This is a genomic window from Leucobacter massiliensis (assembly GCF_002982315.1).
Lineage (GTDB): Bacteria > Actinomycetota > Actinomycetes > Actinomycetales > Microbacteriaceae > Leucobacter > Leucobacter massiliensis.
This window is the reverse complement of the sequence record NZ_MWZD01000016.1, coordinates 1-16,085: the sequence shown is the minus strand read 5'-3', so window position 1 is coordinate 16,085 and position 16,085 is coordinate 1. Positions and strand designations below refer to the sequence as shown.

The following is a 16,085-nucleotide window of genomic DNA, read 5'->3' as shown; positions in this document are numbered from 1 at the left end:
GGATTCGGATCCAATACCTCAGGATGGCCGGCCGCTTCTCCCACGCCCGGACGCGACGGCACTCGCGCGCGCCCGCACATCACGAGGAAGAGGAGATCGGTGTGAGGATACGGTGGAGCTCGCGGCAGCGGCGAGGACCCGGAGCGATCGGCGTCGTACGGCGCACCGTCGCAGCACTGGCGGCCCTCGCGGTGGGCCTCGGCATCGCCGGGGCGACCGCGTCCACGGCACAGGCGGCCACGCCGGGGATCGAGATCGCGGTGCTGCACGACGGGGCGGTCATCGGCGACGGCGCGACCATCCCGGAGGGGGCGGAGATCACGCTCCGCGTGCAGTACGACGCCGCTCAGCCGATCGCGGGCACGAGCATCGTCATCACCCTCCCCGCCGACATCACCGTGGCGGGCGAGCTCCCCGGGAACGAGGCCATCGATTCGGTGGTGCAGAACGGCGACGGGACGCTCACCGTCACCTTCAAGGATCCGATCCCGTCCGACATCACCGAGGGCGCATTCGCCCTCAAGCTCACAGCCGGACAGGTCGACGGCGACACGGAATCGCCCGTCACCTGGAAGATCGGCGACGACGAGGGCGGCGTGCGCCTCATCGTCGAGGACGAGGTGACGCCCCCGGCGACCGTGGAGGACGGCTACGCGAAGTCCGTCAACCCCGGTAACCTCGACGGCTTCGTCGTCACGAGCGGTTCCCCCGACTACGCGTTCGAGGGCCTGCGCCCCGACATCGCCGAGCAGCTGCTCAGCTACACGCTCGTGCTGTCCTCGGCGGAGGCGCGCAGCGGCTACACCATCAGCGACGAGCTCGCTGCGGGCCTCGGATTCGTGCCCGGATCCTTCACCGCGGAGCTCACCACGGCCGAGGGCAGCAGCCCCTACTCCTTCTCCCCCGCCGTCTCGGGCAACAGCTTCTCCGGCACGGTCGACGTGCCCGCCCAGTCGACGCTCCGCATCAGCTACCAGGTGCGCGTGACCGATGCCCCCGCCCTCGAGGCACTGCTGCGGGCCCAATACGAGGCGCGCGGCAACACCCCCGGGAACTACGAGATCCAGCTCCCCAACCACGTCGTCTTCGGCGGCCAGCACGAGCGCTCCGTGAACGTCCGGCTGCGCGGGAACATCCCGGGCGTGTGGATCGGCGACCACTTCGCCAAGCGCGGCGAGTGGACGCTGCGCGACGTCGTCGCGAACGCCGACGGCACCCTGCGGCCCGCGGCCGAGATGGTCTACACGCTCCACGCCGACCTCACTCCCTGGGACGGCCGCAACGCGAACTTCACCCTCGACCGGAACGTCGTGATCCGCGACACCCTCATCGAGCAGGCATCCTGGAAGACCGGCGAGGGCTTCATCGAGCTCAGCGGCACCGGCCCCCTCACGGGCCTCACCGAGGCCGCCGGCTTCACCGGAACGGCCGCCGACTTCGCGGCCGACCGCTACGTCGGGCAGTACGCGCTCCTCGGGCGGACGCTGCTCGTCAACGTCGGCAAGGACAACACGACCGCCGTCGACGTGCGGGTGCGCGCTCAGCTCGACACCGTCGCGGGCCTGCCCGGCAGCGGCGAGACCACGGTCGTCGACGGCACCCGCTTTCCGTGGAACAACCGCGCGCAGTTCTTCGCCGGCACCGGCGACCCCGTGAACCGGGACCACAACGCCGGCGTGGTCGTGCTCCCGGAGGGCTACGAGGACGGCGTCAACGACTCGGCCGCGTTCAGCAAGACCGCGCGCAATGAGGAGGTGCGGGTGAACCCGGGCGAGCGCGCCCAGGTGCCGTACCGCTTCGAGATCGACACGAGCAAGCCGAACATCGACCCGCTGCGCAGCCGCATCGTCGACGAGCTCGACACCACCGTGTTCGACGTCTCCGATCCCGCAGCGATCCCGGTGAGCGGATCTTACGGCTCGCAGGCACTCTCGCAGGAGCACTTCGCGCTGAGCGCCGACGAGCAGGGACGCCTCGTGATCCAGCTCAGCGAGGCGGGGAAGACCCTTGTGGCATCCCTGCCGAAGCACCAGCGGTGGACGGTGGACGTCGTCTTCACCACGGTGCCGTTCGACGGGAAGCAGACCTTCGAGATCTACAACCGCGCGACGCTGCACAGCGCGGGAGCCGACTGGGACTACTGGAGTGACGACGACGCGGAGGCCACCTCCTACGGCGACGAGGCGGAGCTGCGCAAGCGCCTCTACGACGCGGAGACCGGCAGCTGGACGCCGCGCCTCGAGGCCGGGATCCGGGAGGGGGCCTTCGTCGACGACCGCTTCGTCTACTCGATCGAGCTGATCCCGCGGGGAGACTACGGCCGCGCCTTCCCGGTGAGCATCTTCACCCGCGAGGACGTGCTGCCCGAGTCGGTCGAGTTCCTCGGCTTCGTCGGCCTCGACGAGGACGGCAAGCCCTCCGCCGAGGTGCTGAGCTCCGAGTCCGTCGACATGAACGGGAACGTGCTGGCGAGCTACGCCGACGGCGTGGTGACGATCCGCCAGCAGGAGGGCACCAGCCTGAATCCGGGCCAGGGCCGGATCGTGACCACCTTCGCGGTGCGCGCGAAGGACGCCTCGCAGCCGATCGTGAACACGATCGCCGGCTCGGAGGCCATCATCGTGCCCGTCGGCGATCCCAGCGTCGACATCGAGAAGTGGAGCGACGAGGGCGAAGCGCCCGCCTATGACGATCGGGGCGCCCTCACCAACGACGGCTTCGCCGGCGACTTCGACCGGGCTCCTGGCAAGCCGCTGTCCGCCGGCACCTCGCAGCAGCTCCGCTTCACGGTCTCCAACGACGGCCGGGAGGAACTGCGGGACGTCACCGTCAGCGACGAGCTCATCGCCGGTGGCGGCGAGCTGCGCGATCTCAGCTGCGTCTTCCCGGACGGCTCCGAGGGCACCCGGTGGCCCGGCCCCTTCGCCATCGGCGCGCAGTTCTCGTGCACGGGCACCCTGCCCGCTCTGGCTCCGGGGCAGAGCCACGGCGACCGTGCGACGGTGACCGCGGTGGGGGCGCATTCCGGCACCTCCGTCGACGATGCGGATGAGTGGCACGGCTTCACCGAGTCCGTCCCCGGGACGTCGACGCCGCCCTCCCCGGGCGGGGACCCCGCGCAGCCCGCCGCGCCGCACGCCCCGGCTGCGGCCCCCGCGCTCGCGAGCACGGGCGGGGCGCCGGCGCTGTGGCTCGGTCTCACCGCCCTGCTCGTGACGGGGATCGGGGCCTCGCTGGTCCTGGTGCGCCGCCGTCGCTCCGGCGGAGCAGGCGCCGCCGAGTAGCGGCCCGGCGATCCCTGCATCGGCCGGGCGGGCCCGCCACCTTCCGGGTGGCGGGCCCGCCGTCGGTTCGGAGCCGCACGCATTATGCACACCGCGGAGCTTCTTGTGAAGACCCCCTTAAACTAAGAATCTCTTCTTAGTATCGCTTCGGGATCACTCGACACTGGGGAGAGACATGACACGACGCAGGAGACGCATTCTCGGCGGCGCCGCCGCACTGGCAGTAGCGGCGGCGGCCCTCTGGGCAGGGGGGACCGCGGCCAGCGCGGTGCCGGGAGAGCCAGGGCGCGGTCCGCGCATCGGCCCCGACACGGTGCTCACCATGTCGGGAACCGCCGAGGGTCAGAACGTCACCGGGTTCCTGCCGGCGGACTCCTCCGTCAGCGACCCGTCCGAGGCCTATCCGGCGACGCCCCCGCCCACGCACACCGAGCCCGAGAACGTCTTCGCCGGCCTGATCACCGCGGACGAGGTCGGTGGTGAGGCCTCGATCCGGCTCTTCTGCATCGACATCCGCACCTCCACCTACAACGGCATCGGCTACGTCGACGGCAGCTGGGAGGAGTCCGGCATGCCGAACCTCGGCTACGTCGCCCGCATCCTCAACGACTACTACCCCAACTCCGGTGAGCCCTCGAGCGCGCCCGACGACAATGTGCGCGCGGCTGCCGTGCAGGCGGCGCTGTGGTACTTCACCGACAACTACGTGCTCTCGGCGGACAGCCCGGTCCGCCCCTTCACCGAGGAGATCGTGAACACCGTGCGGCAGCAGGAGCCGCTGCCCTCGCCCGAACCGCCGGCACTCACCGTCACCCCCTCCGAGACGAGCGGCACGCTCGGCACCCCCGGAGGGCCGTTCACGGTGAACACCGACTCGCCCGACGGCGCCGAGCTCGAAGTGATCGGGGGCACCATGTTCGCCGACGCCGAGGCGACGATCCCGATCCCGGACGGGACCACCGTTCCCGATGGGCAGCTCGTCTGGGTCCTGCCCGACACCGAGGAGCCCGGATCCACCGTCGAACTCGTCGCGCGCGGATCCGCCACCACACCGAGCGGCAACGTGTTCCTCTACGACGGCTACACCCCCGGCATGACCGATGCCCAGCGCCTCATCCTCGCCGAGAGCGTGAGCCTCACGAGCGAGTCGAGCGGCCTCATCACCTTCCTCGCCGAGGACACCGGATCGCTCACCGTCACCAAGTCCTTCGCCGGGGCGGACGCGGGCGCGCAGGACATCGTGGAGATCGACGTCACCTGCGACAACGGCTCCGCGGACATGCTCATCATTCCCGCCGGGGCGACCGAAGCCGCAAGCCTCACCCTCGAAGAGCTTCCCCTCGGCACGAGCTGCGAGGTGACCGAACCCGCGACCGGCGGCAGCGAGACGGTGATCGTGGTGCCGGAAGGCCTCGGCACGGTCACAATCGAGTCCGCGCTCACCGAGCTCGCGGTCACGAACACGGTGACCCGCGAGGGCGACTCCGACTCCGACGCCGACAGCGACGCGACGGCGGACGCCGACGCCGATGCCGGCGCAGGCGCGGGCGGCTCCGGTGCGAACGCCGACGCGGGCGCCAGCGGGAACGCCGGCACCGGCGGCGCGCCGCACCCGGGATGGCTGCCCCAGACGGGCGCCGCGCCCGCGTCCTGGTGGGCCATCGGGGGCGCCGTCGCGCTCCTGGCCGCCGGCGGAACCGCGCTCCTGCTGCGGCAGCGCGCCAGACGGGGACCGAGACTCGGCTCGGAGACGCCCGGCACCGAGTAGGCACGCAGGACCGGGGCCGGGGGCGCCGCACTCAGCACCCCCGGCCCCGCGCCGCGGTAGATTCTGAAGAGACGAACGGGGAGACACGTGGATCCTGAGCGATGGCGGACGTTCCTCACGGAACAGCAGGAGCGGGTGCGGGACCGCACGCGCAGGCTTGAGGCCGAACTCAAGACGCTGGTGCGAGCCCGTCGCGGCGAGTCCGACGACGACGAGCACGACCCCGAGGGCGAGACCCTGTCGGCTCGCTGGTCGATGCTCGCCGGCCTCCTCGAGTCCGCCCGCGAGGACGAGTGGCAGGCCGAGCGCGCCATGGCCCGCCTGGCGAGCGGGGCCTACGGCGTGTGCGACTCCTGCGGCCGCCCGATCCCGTTCCCCCAGCTGGAGGTCCGCCCGTTCCGCGAACGCTGCGTCTCCTGCTCCGTGTGAGGCTGCGGCCTCAGCGCCCGGCGTCCGGCGGCTCGGCCGCCCGGTCCGCCTCCTCGGGGAGTTCGGCCGCGGCGATCACCGCCACGTCCTGCACCTTCCAGTCGAGGGCCGCGATGCCCTCCGAGAGCTCCCGGATCCGCTCGACCGAGATGCGGCTCCGGCGCGGCACCACGAAGGCCTCCACGTGGAACACCTGCCCCTGATCCCGCATCCGCACGGCGGCGTCCGCGATGCCGGGCTGCGCCCGCAGATACGCGGTGATCCGGTGGGCGAGCGGATCCGGATGCCGGTCGTCGACGCTGTGCGCGCGCTGGTCCATGAGGTCGGCGATCGCGGCCCGCGTGTTGCGCACGCCGTCCCAGACGACCCCGATCGAGATGAACAGGGCCGCGGCCCCGTCCAGCCACCACAGGCCGACCCCCACGCCGAGCACGCCCACGATCGACGCGACCGTGGTCTGCCAGTCGGCCTTCGCCATGTCGGCGTCCGCGTGGAGCAGTTTGTTGTGGAGCACGGGAGCGAGCTTCGACTTCGCCGGACCGTAGAGAAACACCGGGCCGACCACGATCACCGCCATCACGGCGATCATCAGCCACCCCAGCCAGATCGTGTGCCCGAACAGCACCACGGTCCCGATCGTGGGGTGCTCGGCGGAGATCAGGCCGATCACCGCCTCGACGGCGAGGTTCGCCCCGACCGCGAACAGTGCGACGCCCGCGACGAGATGTCCCACCCCCATCGCCCGGTGCATGCCGTAGGGGTGGTTGAGGCTCGGCCGCCGGCGGACGAAGATCAGCGCCACGAGGAAGGCGATCTGCGGGACGAGGGAGAGCATGTCCTCGATCCACGCCGTCCGCATCGCCTGCGAGTTGCCGACGACGAACGCCAGCAGGACGATAGTGCCGGAGGTGTAGGCGATCGTGAACCACTCCCACCGCACCGCCCGCTTCAGCGCCCGCGCCTGCGCCGGGGGGAGATCCACCCGGCCGAACTGGTGCCGGTCTCTCATCGCCCCACCTCCTCGTCCAGGAAGGTCTCGAGTTCGCTGAGCAGCGCGTTCTCGCCGAGCGGCACGAGCAGCACGATGCGGCGGCCGTCCGCACCGTCGATGCCGCCGTAGCCGCGGGTGATGCCGGCGCGGTCGATCCAGGGCGTGTCTTCGGTGAAGCCGCCGACGACGAGGTCGAGGTCCCCGCTCTCGAGCCCGCGCACGAGGGTCTCCTCGCTGCCGACCGTCCACTCGGGGCGGGCGCCGACGGACTCTGCGAAGTCTCCGGCGAGATCCGCGAGCGGCCCCGAGGGTTCCGCGCCGCGGTCCTCGACGAGGCCGGGGTCGGGCGAGACGCCCACCCGCAGCTCGCCGCCCATGACCCGGTCGAGCGTGCCGTCCGGGTCCGTGGGGACGGTGATCCCGCAGCCTGCAAGGGCCGCCGCACACACCGCTCCGAGCAGTGCGCCGCCCGCCCTCCGCACCATCCGTGGGGCCGGCACACGCGCTCCTCTCCCCCGCTTTCGCGAACGATCCATGCGCCGAAGGTACCGCCCGCCGCGCGCGTGCCGCGAGGCGTTGACGGGGCCGGTCCGCCTCCGCTAGTGATGGGAGGCATGGATCATCCGCCACTGCACTCCCTCGCCCGGCTCGCGGAACTGGTGCGAGCGCAGCCCGGACTGCACGTCCGCTACTCGGAGGGCCCGGAGCGTGACGCGGCGCGCGGCAGCGTCGACACGGAGAGCGGTCTCGTGCTGCCGGGCCTGTCGGTCAATCCCCTCGACGCCGAGCCCTGGTGGACGCGCCCGCTGGAGGACTGGCTGGCGCGTCAGCTCTGCCAGTACCGGCACCTCGCCGAGCGGAACCCGGATCGTTTCGCCTGGATCCTCCGCGGCACCGTCGTCGGCCGCGGACCGGACTGCGAACCGCTGCTCGGCGAGGTGCACGCCGTCGCGGCCCTCGACCCCGCCCTGCTGTCTGAGGCGGAAACCCGCTACCGCGAGAACTTCGACGCCCGGCAGGGGCCGGAGTAGCCGGCGGCGCGGTGCCACCACGCCCGCGTCCGCCCGGGAACGCCGCGCACCGGACGCGCGCCCTGCTCACAGGGTGCGCGCTCGCTCACCGGACGCGCCCTGCTCACAGGGTGCGGAGCCAGCGCCGGAGCCGCCCGCGCGCGTTGACGTACGGGGACGAGGTGTTGAGGGAGATCATGCGCCCGAGCGTCCACTTTCCGTACCAGGGGCTCCCATAGAGCTCCGCGTCGGTGTGCCCTTCGACCAGTTGCGTGATCGCGACCTTGCTCGAACGCAGCTGCCGGCGGAGATCGTCCCAGCCGAGGTGTTCCCGCTCGGCGTAGTAGCGCTGCGCGAGGAGACCCAGCTCGTTCCACTTGACGCCGCGTGCGGGAAACTCGTCGGGAAGCCCCTCTGCCCGCCGTTCGCACCAGGTGAGGATCTGCTGCCCCCAGCCGATGAGGTAGGCGAGCAGATCCGCGGGGCTCATCGTCGTGCCCGCGACGTGCCCCTCGAGCACTGGCTGCCGGGCGACCTCGGGAGGAACCCGATCGAGTTCCGCGTCGAGCCGCGCAAACGACGTCTCAATCGCCTCAAGCAGCTCGGCGCGACTGGCAGGAACGGCCATCACGTGCCTCGCTCTCACATCACCGGAACGCCCCCAGCCTACCGGCCGCCAGGAACAAGAGAACCCCCGCGATGTAGAAGCTACGCGGGGGTTCAGTAGCGGTGTAATAGCCGCTACGTGGCTCCGACCGGCATCGATCCGGTGACCTTTCGATTTTCAGTCGAACGCTCTACCAACTGAGCTACAGAGCCGGGCACTCACCAAGGCAGGTGCCTGAGACGAAGAAACCCTTCCGAGGAAGGGTTCTTCATCTGGCGACCCTGACGGGACTTGAACCCGCGACCTCCGCCGTGACAGGGCGGCGCGCTAACCAACTGCGCCACAGGGCCATGGTGTATTCAATTGTATTCGGTTTGCGTGACCCCAACGGGATTCGAACCCGTGCTGCCGCCGTGAAAGGGCGGTGTCCTAGGCCGCTAAACGATGGGGCCGAAGCGATTTCTCGCTTGCTACCGAGATGAAATCCTATGACGGATCGCACACGCAGTGCAAATCGGGGCCCGCGAACGCTGCATCCCTGGCGTGTCGTCAGGGCGAAGCCGCACCACCTCGCGATCCAGGCTCCCGGACGCGAGCCGCGCCAGGCCGCCTCAGCCCTCCAGGGCCCGCTGCACGCGGCTGAGGGAGATGTTCTCGTGCAGCATGGTGCCCGAGCTCGTGCGCTGCTCGAAGTGGTATCCCATGCGCCCCTGGCACAGCATCCCGATCAGATACGGCTCGTCCGCGTTCCACATGATCCAGGTGGGCAGCCCACGCGAATTGTTCCCCAGGAATGTGATCTCGATGTCGCGGCCGCCGATGCGCTGCACGCTCGGCGTCAGCGTCTCGCGCGACAGGGCCACGCTGCCGTTACCCGCCTGCTGCATCTCGTTCATGCCACGATCCTAGCGAACCCGGACGGCGCTCCGACAGGGCAGCTCGCGCGGCTGCCCGCCCCGCCGCAGCTCAGGCGAAGAAGGCGCCCGCCGCACGCGCCAGCCCGTGCAGGTCGTCGACGTGCGCCAGCTCGCGCGCGGAGTGCATCGAGAGCAGCGGCACCCCGACGTCGACGGTGCGGATCCCGAGCCGTGTCGCGGTGAGCGGGCCGATCGTGGAGCCGCACGGCACCGTGTTGTTCGACACGAACTCCTGGGTGGGCACCCCGGCGCGCTCGCAGAGCCGCGCCCACAGCGCCGCGCCGTGCGCGTCGCTCGCGTAGCGCTGGTTCGCGTTCAGCTTCAGCATGGGTCCTCGGCCGGCGAGCGGCCGCACGCGCGGATCGTGCTTCTCCGGGTAGTTGGGATGCACCGAGTGCCCGGCGTCGGCCGAGAGGCACCACGAGCCCGCGTTCGCCCGCGCCGCCTCCTCGGCGGTGGCTCCGAGCCCCGCGCGCAGCCGCTCCAGCACCTCGGCGAGGAAGGGCCCGCTCGCGCCCGAGCGGGTCTCCGAGCCGAGCTCCTCGTGGTCGAAGGCGGCGAGCATCGCGATCGTGCCGGGCTCCGGCTCGCTCTCCAGGAGCGCCGCGAGCCCCGCGAAGGTCGAGCTGAGGTTGTCGAGGCGCGGCGACGCGAAGAGGTCGGAGCGCGCCCCGATCCGCTCGGGCGGCTGCGTGTCGAAGAGCCGGACATCGGCTCCGGCGATATCCGAGGCGCGGAGCCCGCTCCCGGCGCTCCCGGCACCCCCGGCGCTCCCGGCTGCGAGCAGCTCGAGCACCGACACCCCGTCCGCGCCCGCCGCAAGCACCGGCTGGACGTGGCGCTGCCGGTCGAGCGTCAGCCCCGAGTTCGCCTCACGGTCGAGGTGGATCGCGAGCTGCGGGATGCGCGCCACGGCGCCGGTGCGCACCAGCGCCGCCGCGCCGTCGCGGGTCACCACGCGGCCGGCGAAGCCCAGGTCGCGATCGAGCCACGAGTTGATGAGCGGCCCGCCGTAGACCTCGACCCCGGCCTGCGCCCAGCCCTCGGCCGTGAAGTCGGGGCGCGGCTTCAGCACGAAGCCGGGCGAGTCGGTGTGGGTGCCCATGATGCGCACCGGGCTCGTCGCGGTGACCTCCTCACCGGCACGCCAGGCGACCACCGCGCCGTCGCGCACCACGAAGCCGCGCGCGCCCGCCCGCAGCGGGAACCATGCCGCAGCCTCGTCGTGCGCGGAGAAACCGGCCTCGCCCAGCCGGGCGGCGATCGCCGCGGCCGCGTGGTACGAGCTCGGCGCATCGACCACGAAGCGCGCGAAGGCCTCGATGTAGGCGTCGCGTCCGGCGAGGAGCCGCTCCCCCGCTCCCACGGGCCTCAGGCCTCGCCCGTCTCGCCCGGAGCGGCGTCGGTCTCCCCGGACACCGTGTCGGTCTCCTCGACCGCGGGCTTCTCAAAGGCCGCCGCGAACTCCGCGAGCAACCGCGCACCGAAGCCCGTGGACCCCGTCGAGCGCCAGAGATCATCGCTCTCGGCCTGCATCGTCCCGGCGATGTCGAGGTGCCCCCAGGGCAGCCCGTCCACGAACTCGTTGAGGAACAGCGCCGCGAGGATCACTCCCGCGTACTGACCGCCGATGTTCGAGAGGTCCGCCGTCGTCGACTTGAGCTGATCCCGGTAGCGGTGGTCGAGGGGGAAGCGCCAGATGTTCTCGTCGGTGGCGTCGGCGGCGGCCTGCAGCTGCGCGGCGACGTCGTCGTTGTTGGCGAGCATGGCCGCGGTGCGGGTGCCGAGCGCCATCATGGCGGCGCCGGTGAGCGTGGCGATGTCGACGATCGCGTCGGGGCGGCGCTCCTCCTCGGTGGCGAGCACGAGGCCGTCGGCCATGACGAGGCGTCCCTCGGCGTCGGTGTTCTTCACCTCGACGGTCTTGCCGCCGCGGATCGTGAGCACGTCGCCCAGTTTCGTCGCGCTGCCCGAGGGCATGTTGTCGGTGCACATGAGCCAGCCGGTCACCGCGGTCTTCGCACCCAGGTCTCGCAGCGCGGTCATGGAGGCGAACACGGCGGCAGCGCCCATCATGTCGAACTTCATGGCGGCGTGCATCGCGTTCGAGGGCTTGAGGCTGATCCCGCCGGAGTCGTACATGATGCCCTTGCCGATGAGCGCGAGGAAACCGTCCGCGTCCTCGGGACGGTACGTGACCTTGATCATGCGCGGCTCCTCCACGCTGCCCGCGTTGACGCCGAGCAGGCCGCCCGTGCCGAGCTCGATCAGCGCCTCGCGGTCGAAGACCTCGGCTTCGAGGCCGAACTCGGGCGCGAGCCGCTCGATGACCTCGGCGAACTTCACGGCGCTGAGGTGGCGGGGCGGGGTGTTCGCGAGGTCGCGGGCGAGCGCGGCGGTGCGCGCGAGCACCAGTCCGCGCTCGACGCCGATCTCGGCCGCCTCGATCTGCGACTCGTCGAGCTGCAGCGACAGCTCCTCGAGCGCGACGGTCTTCGGGTCGCTCTTCAGCGCGTCGTAGCGGTAGCGCGCGAGCGCGGCTCCCTCGATGGCGGCCTGCACGGCCACCTCGACGTCCCAGTCGCCCTCCGCGAGCACGCCGGTGAGGTCGATGGCGAGCCGGCCGGCCTCGCGCGCGGCGCGTGCGAAGGCGGCGGCGGCGTCGCGCAGCTGGGCGTCGCTCTCGATGCCGCGCTCACCGGTGCCGACCAGCACGCGCAGCCGCGCGCCGGGCAGCAGCAGCGTCTGGTTCGCGGCCCCGGTGAAGCCCGCCGCGGCGAGCGCCTCCCGGCCGGCCTCGGCGAGTTCGGCGGGCAGCTCCCCCTCGGAGCGCACGAACACGGCGGTGGCGATGTCGTCCACGGGCGGCAGCGCGGTGAGGCTGACCCGCGTGCTGCGGGCGAGCGAGGGGACGGGATCGAAGGCGGGATCAATCACAACACTCATGGGCCCCAGCCTAGTCCCGGCCTCCGAGGAGCCGTCGGCGAGCCCGCCCGGGCCCGCACGGCGCGGTCCGTCGGCCCGCCCGGGCCCCGCGCCCTCAGTCCACGGCGAGAGCGACCACGGGGGCGACGCGCGTCGCCCGCCGCGCCGGCAGGGCGGCGGCGATGAGCGCGACGACCGCGCCGAACACCACCACCCCGGCCACGGCGAGCCACGGCACGCTGGGCGGGGCCCAGCCGCTCTGGGAGCCGAGCATCGACTGGGCGGCGATCCAGCCGTAGAACACGCCGAGCAGCAGCCCGAAGCCGAGGGCGGCGAGGATCATCTGGGCGCTCTCCACGAGCACCATGCCGCGGATCTGCGCACCGGTGCAGCCGAGGGCGCGCAGCAGCCCGAGTTCCCGCGTGCGCTGCAGCACGCTCAGCGAGAGGGTGTTGACGACGCCGACGGCGGCGATCACGGCGGAGAAGGCGGCGAGCCCGGTGAGGATCGCGGTGGTGATGGCGAGGGTGTCGTTGAGCCGATCGGCAAGCTCCGGGTCGTTCGCGAAGGCGAGGAGGGACATGCTGCGGTAGCTGTCGAGCGCGACCGCGAACATCGTGACGAGGGTCACCCCGATCACGAGGCCGATCGTGGAGCGCGCGCTGCGCTCGGGGTAGCGTTCGGCGTTCGCCGCCGCGAGCCTCCCGGTGACGCTGCCGGTGAAGAGGCGGGCGGTGAGCCGCAGCAGGGGCGGCACGATGAGGTGGGCGCCGAGCACGATCCCGGTGCACGAGAACAGTCCGCCGAAGAAGGCGACGAGGATCCCGAGCGGCATGAGCATGCCGAGGAGGAGGCCGAGCGCCAGGAGCACGGCCCCGAAGGCGAGCAGGATGATGGCCCACACGGTGCGCGCGGGCTTCGCGGCGGCCTCCGCGGCGTTCGCGTCGATGGCTGCGCCGGTCGCAGCCACGGGCGACACCCGGCCGACGCGCCGGGAGCCGGCCCACGCGGCGACCCAGGTGGTCAGGATGACGACGACGGCCCCGAGCGGCGCGAGCGGGTCGAGGATCGGATAGTCGCGTCCCTCGGGCAGCCAGCCGAGGCCCGGCCCCCAGGCGCCGACGGCGGCGGCGAGCGCCGTCGCGATCCCGAAGCCGATGGCGGCGCCGAGCGTCCCCATCAGCAGCCCCTCGCCGGCGACGCGGGCGCGCACGCGCCGGGAGCTCGCCCCGACGAGGCGCAGCAGCGCGATGGTGCGCGTGCGGCCGGCGATGATGGTGGCGAAGGTGTTGGCGGTGACGATCGCCCCCACGTACAGGGCGATCGCGACGAAGATGAAGGACACCACGAGCAGGGTCGCCCGGAAGGTGCCCGATTCCTCGACGAGCCGGGGGTCGAGGGCGGCGGTGAGGATCCCGGTGAGCAGGATCAGCCCCGAGGCGAAGGCGGTGCTGATGGCGGAGACCACCACCGTCGCAGCATGCTCGCGGATGCGGCCCCCGGTCTTCACGCCGCAACCCCCTGCGCTTCGAGGCCGAGCATCGTCTCGGAGATCTGCTCGGGCCGCATGGGACCGCGGTCGGAGACGATGCGGCCGTCGGCGAGGAACAGGATGCGGTCCGCGTGGCTCGCGGCGACCGGATCGTGGGTGACCATCGCGATGCTCTGGCCGCCCTCGACCACTGCCGAGCGGAGCAGGCCGAGCACTTCGCGCCCGGTGCGGGAGTCGAGGGCGCCGGTGGGCTCGTCGGCGAAGATCACGTCGGGCCGGGTGGCGAGGGCGCGGGCGATGGCGACGCGCTGCTGCTGGCCGCCCGAGAGCTCGTGGGGCCGGTGGGAGGTGCGGCCTTCGAGGCCGAGTCGTTCGACGAGGGCCGCGATCCGCTCCCGCTCCTGTGCGGAGGGACCGCGGCCGTCGAGCTCGAAGGGGAGGCGGAGGTTGCCCATGACGTCGAGGGTGGGCACGAGGTTGAAGGACTGGAACACGAAGCCGATGCGGCGGCGGCGCAGGCGGGTGAGCGCGGCGTCGCCGAGGTGGGTGATCTCGTCGTCGCCGAGCCACACCTGCCCGGAGCTTGCCGAGTCGAGACCGGCCATCACGTGCATCAGCGTCGACTTGCCGGAGCCGGAGGGCCCCATGATCGCGGTGAACTGGCCGCGGCGGATCCCGATCGACACGTCGTCGAGGGCGGTGACGCGGTGCGGGCCGTCGCCGTAGTGCTTGCTGAGGTGGGCGACGCGCGCCGCCAGATCCATGTCGCTCGTTCGGATGTCCATGCTTCGACGCTACGGATCGGGGGCTGCGCCGGGATCGTGCCGTGGTACCCGGGGCATGGTCCCTGGGTATCGCGATGCCGGATCGGCTCCCGCCCCGTTCCCGCCCCGAACCCGCCACGAACCGCCCCGAAGCCGAACTATATGCGCAGGAATATAATCCTGCTGGCAACGTTGCACCGGGTATGAAAGCCTTCGGATTCCTCTCCTTCGGCCACTACGGCCCCGTCCCCGGCTCGCGCGTGCGCACCGCGGGCGACATGCTGCGCCAGACCATCGAGCTCGCGGAGGGCGCGGACGAGATCGGCGTGAACGGCGCCTACGTGCGCGTGCATCACTTCGCGCGCCAGGCGGCGTCGCCGATCCCGCTGCTCACCGCCATGGCGGCGCGCACCCGGCGGATCGAGGTGGGCACGGGCGTGATCGACATGCGCTACGAGAACCCGCTGTACTTCGCGGAGGAGGCCGCCGCGCTCGACCTGATCGCCGAGAACCGGATCGCGCTCGGCGTGAGCCGGGGATCCCCCGAGACCGCTCTGCGCGGCTACGAGGCCTTCGGCTACACGGGCTCCGAGGATGCGCGCGGCGCCGATCTCGCCCGCGACAAGTTCGAGCTGTTCCTGCGCGCGACCGACGGCGAGCCGCTGGTGGACAGCGATCCGCAGATGGCGCCTCCGGGCCGCCTCGCGATCGAGCCCCGCTCCCCCGGCCTGCGGGACCGGATCTGGTGGGGTGCGGGATCCCGCGCGACCGCCGAGGAGACGGGCCGCAAGGGCCTCAACCTGATGAGCTCGACCCTGCTCACCGAGGCGACCGGCGAGCCCTTCCACGTGCTGCAGCGGGAGCAGATCGACCGTTTCCGCGCCGCCTACCGCGAGGCCGGGCACACGGGGGCGCCCCGCGTCTCGGTGAGCCGCAGCGTGTTCCCGATCGTGAGCGCCGAGGACGAGGCCTACTTCGGCCTGCGCGGGCGCGACGGTCAGGACCAGATCGGGATCATCGACGGTTTCCGCTCGACCTTCGGCAAGACCTACGCGGACACCCCGGATCGCCTGATCGAGCAGCTCCGCGCGGACGAGGCGGTCATGTCGGCCGACACCCTGATGCTCACGATCCCGAACCAGCTCGGCCCGGAGTACAACCTGCACGTGCTGCAGGCCTTCGCCGAGCACGTCGCTCCCGCCCTCGGCTGGAAGCCCAACACCGAGGGCCCGGTCCAGGGCGACCCGGCCTGAGCCGGGGCCGGCCCTCCGCCCATTCTCGAATCCGCATACTTCCGCCGAGTCCGCAGGTTTCTGTCGCACAGAAGTGTGCGGACTCAGCGGAAACGTGCGGACTCGGCGGCACGCCCGAAGGGGTGGGCAGGTGCTCGGGCGAGCAACGACCCAGGTGAGCGGTGCGCCATCATGGAGGGCATGGACGAATGGGTGATCCGTGAGCTGACGGCCGAGGAGACACGGGATGCCGGGTTCCGGCGGCTGCTGTGGCTGGCGGCCGAGGTGGACGATCGCGAGCTGGACCGGATCGTCGCTGCGGAGCTGCCGCGGCTCACGGCGCTGGGCGCCTTCGACGGCGGGCGCCTGCTCGGCTTCGTCGCTTTCGACGCGGGCTCCGATCCGGTGACGGTCGAGTACATCGCGGCGGCGGAGGCGGCGCAGGGGCGCGGGATCGGGCGGGTGGCTCTTATACACATGGCTCTTATACACATCCGACGCTGCCGACGCAATGCAGTGGTGCCGGCTCATACACATTCTGACGTCAGAGGGGCTCAATCAAAAAAAAAAAAGAGAGGTGTGGGTGCAGCGAGCCGCGTGTCACCACCCATCACCACTGTCGAGATTTTTTTTTTTTTTAAAACGGCGGCGCCCCCCGCAAATCCC

14 protein-coding genes and 3 tRNA genes are annotated in these 16,085 nt (G+C 71.7%); 6 read left to right on the top strand and 11 right to left on the bottom strand.

Going from position 1 to position 16,085, the window contains the following annotated elements:
• Positions 1 to 101 precede the first annotated feature (101 nt).
• The 3 genes from B4915_RS06060 to B4915_RS06045 all read left to right on the top strand — a co-directional run bounded on the left by B4915_RS06060 (position 102) and on the right by B4915_RS06045 (position 5,481).
• Positions 102 to 3,284 (top strand): hypothetical protein, encoded by a 3,183-nt coding sequence (locus tag B4915_RS06060; RefSeq protein ID WP_146120030.1) that lies wholly within the window; start codon positions 102 to 104, stop codon positions 3,282 to 3,284.
• 175 nt (positions 3,285 to 3,459) lie between these two features.
• On the top strand, positions 3,460 to 5,052 hold the full coding sequence (locus B4915_RS06050) for a thioester domain-containing protein (protein ID WP_146120029.1): 1,593 nt from the start codon (positions 3,460 to 3,462) through the stop codon (positions 5,050 to 5,052).
• A gap of 87 nt (positions 5,053 to 5,139) precedes the next feature.
• Entirely contained in the window at positions 5,140 to 5,481 is a 342-nt protein-coding gene (locus B4915_RS06045) for a TraR/DksA family transcriptional regulator (RefSeq protein ID WP_105804945.1), read from the top strand.
• Between the two features lie 10 nt (positions 5,482 to 5,491).
• Here B4915_RS06045 and B4915_RS06040 read toward each other — a convergent pair whose 3' ends face one another.
• Positions 5,492 to 6,490: a cation efflux transmembrane domain-containing protein gene (locus B4915_RS06040; RefSeq protein WP_181158472.1), complete on the bottom strand. Its 999-nt coding sequence runs from the start codon at positions 6,488 to 6,490 to the stop codon at positions 5,492 to 5,494.
• On the bottom strand, positions 6,487 to 6,972 hold the full coding sequence (locus B4915_RS06035; RefSeq protein WP_245907371.1) for a transglycosylase SLT domain-containing protein: 486 nt from the start codon (positions 6,970 to 6,972) through the stop codon (positions 6,487 to 6,489). The genes B4915_RS06040 and B4915_RS06035 overlap by 4 nt, the downstream gene beginning before the upstream one ends.
• A 114-nt stretch (positions 6,973 to 7,086) precedes the next feature.
• Between B4915_RS06035 and B4915_RS06030 the strand changes: the two genes are divergently transcribed.
• On the top strand, positions 7,087 to 7,503 hold the full coding sequence (locus tag B4915_RS06030) for a DUF6098 family protein (RefSeq protein ID WP_181158471.1): 417 nt from the start codon (positions 7,087 to 7,089) through the stop codon (positions 7,501 to 7,503).
• A 103-nt stretch (positions 7,504 to 7,606) separates the two neighbouring features.
• Here B4915_RS06030 and B4915_RS06025 read toward each other — a convergent pair whose 3' ends face one another.
• The 9 genes from B4915_RS06025 to B4915_RS05985 all read right to left on the bottom strand — a co-directional run bounded on the left by B4915_RS06025 (position 7,607) and on the right by B4915_RS05985 (position 14,208).
• Complete coding sequence (locus B4915_RS06025; RefSeq protein WP_105804942.1) at positions 7,607 to 8,110, bottom strand: ClbS/DfsB family four-helix bundle protein; 504 nt, start codon at positions 8,108 to 8,110, stop codon at positions 7,607 to 7,609.
• 118 nt (positions 8,111 to 8,228) lie between these two features.
• A tRNA-Phe gene (locus B4915_RS06020) sits at positions 8,229 to 8,301 on the bottom strand.
• A 61-nt stretch (positions 8,302 to 8,362) separates the two neighbouring features.
• Positions 8,363 to 8,439, bottom strand: a tRNA-Asp gene (locus B4915_RS06015).
• Between the two features lie 29 nt (positions 8,440 to 8,468).
• A tRNA-Glu gene (locus B4915_RS06010) sits at positions 8,469 to 8,541 on the bottom strand.
• Positions 8,542 to 8,700: 159 nt separating this feature from the next.
• On the bottom strand, positions 8,701 to 8,985 hold the full coding sequence (locus tag B4915_RS06005) for a hypothetical protein (RefSeq protein ID WP_105804941.1): 285 nt from the start codon (positions 8,983 to 8,985) through the stop codon (positions 8,701 to 8,703).
• 70 nt (positions 8,986 to 9,055) lie between these two features.
• Entirely contained in the window at positions 9,056 to 10,372 is a 1,317-nt protein-coding gene (locus B4915_RS06000; RefSeq protein WP_105804940.1) for a M18 family aminopeptidase, read from the bottom strand.
• A gap of 5 nt (positions 10,373 to 10,377) precedes the next feature.
• Positions 10,378 to 11,952 carry a leucyl aminopeptidase family protein gene (locus B4915_RS05995; protein ID WP_105804939.1) on the bottom strand — a complete coding sequence of 525 codons (1,575 nt, stop codon included), beginning with the start codon at positions 11,950 to 11,952 and terminating at the stop codon, positions 10,378 to 10,380.
• Positions 11,953 to 12,046: 94 nt separating this feature from the next.
• The gene (locus B4915_RS05990; protein WP_105804938.1) at positions 12,047 to 13,441 is read right to left on the bottom strand and encodes an ABC transporter permease; all 1,395 of its coding nucleotides are present in this window, start codon (positions 13,439 to 13,441) and stop codon (positions 12,047 to 12,049) included.
• A complete protein-coding gene (locus tag B4915_RS05985) occupies positions 13,438 to 14,208 on the bottom strand; it encodes an ABC transporter ATP-binding protein (protein WP_105804937.1) in 771 nt (256 codons plus the stop codon). The genes B4915_RS05990 and B4915_RS05985 overlap by 4 nt, the downstream gene beginning before the upstream one ends.
• Before the next feature lie 182 nt (positions 14,209 to 14,390).
• Between B4915_RS05985 and B4915_RS05980 the strand changes: the two genes are divergently transcribed.
• A complete protein-coding gene (locus tag B4915_RS05980) occupies positions 14,391 to 15,440 on the top strand; it encodes an LLM class flavin-dependent oxidoreductase (RefSeq protein ID WP_105804936.1) in 1,050 nt (349 codons plus the stop codon).
• A 180-nt stretch (positions 15,441 to 15,620) separates the two neighbouring features.
• Positions 15,621 to 16,085, top strand: a 465-nt coding sequence (locus B4915_RS05975; protein WP_146120028.1) for a GNAT family N-acetyltransferase, incomplete at its 3' end; no start/stop codon positions are given.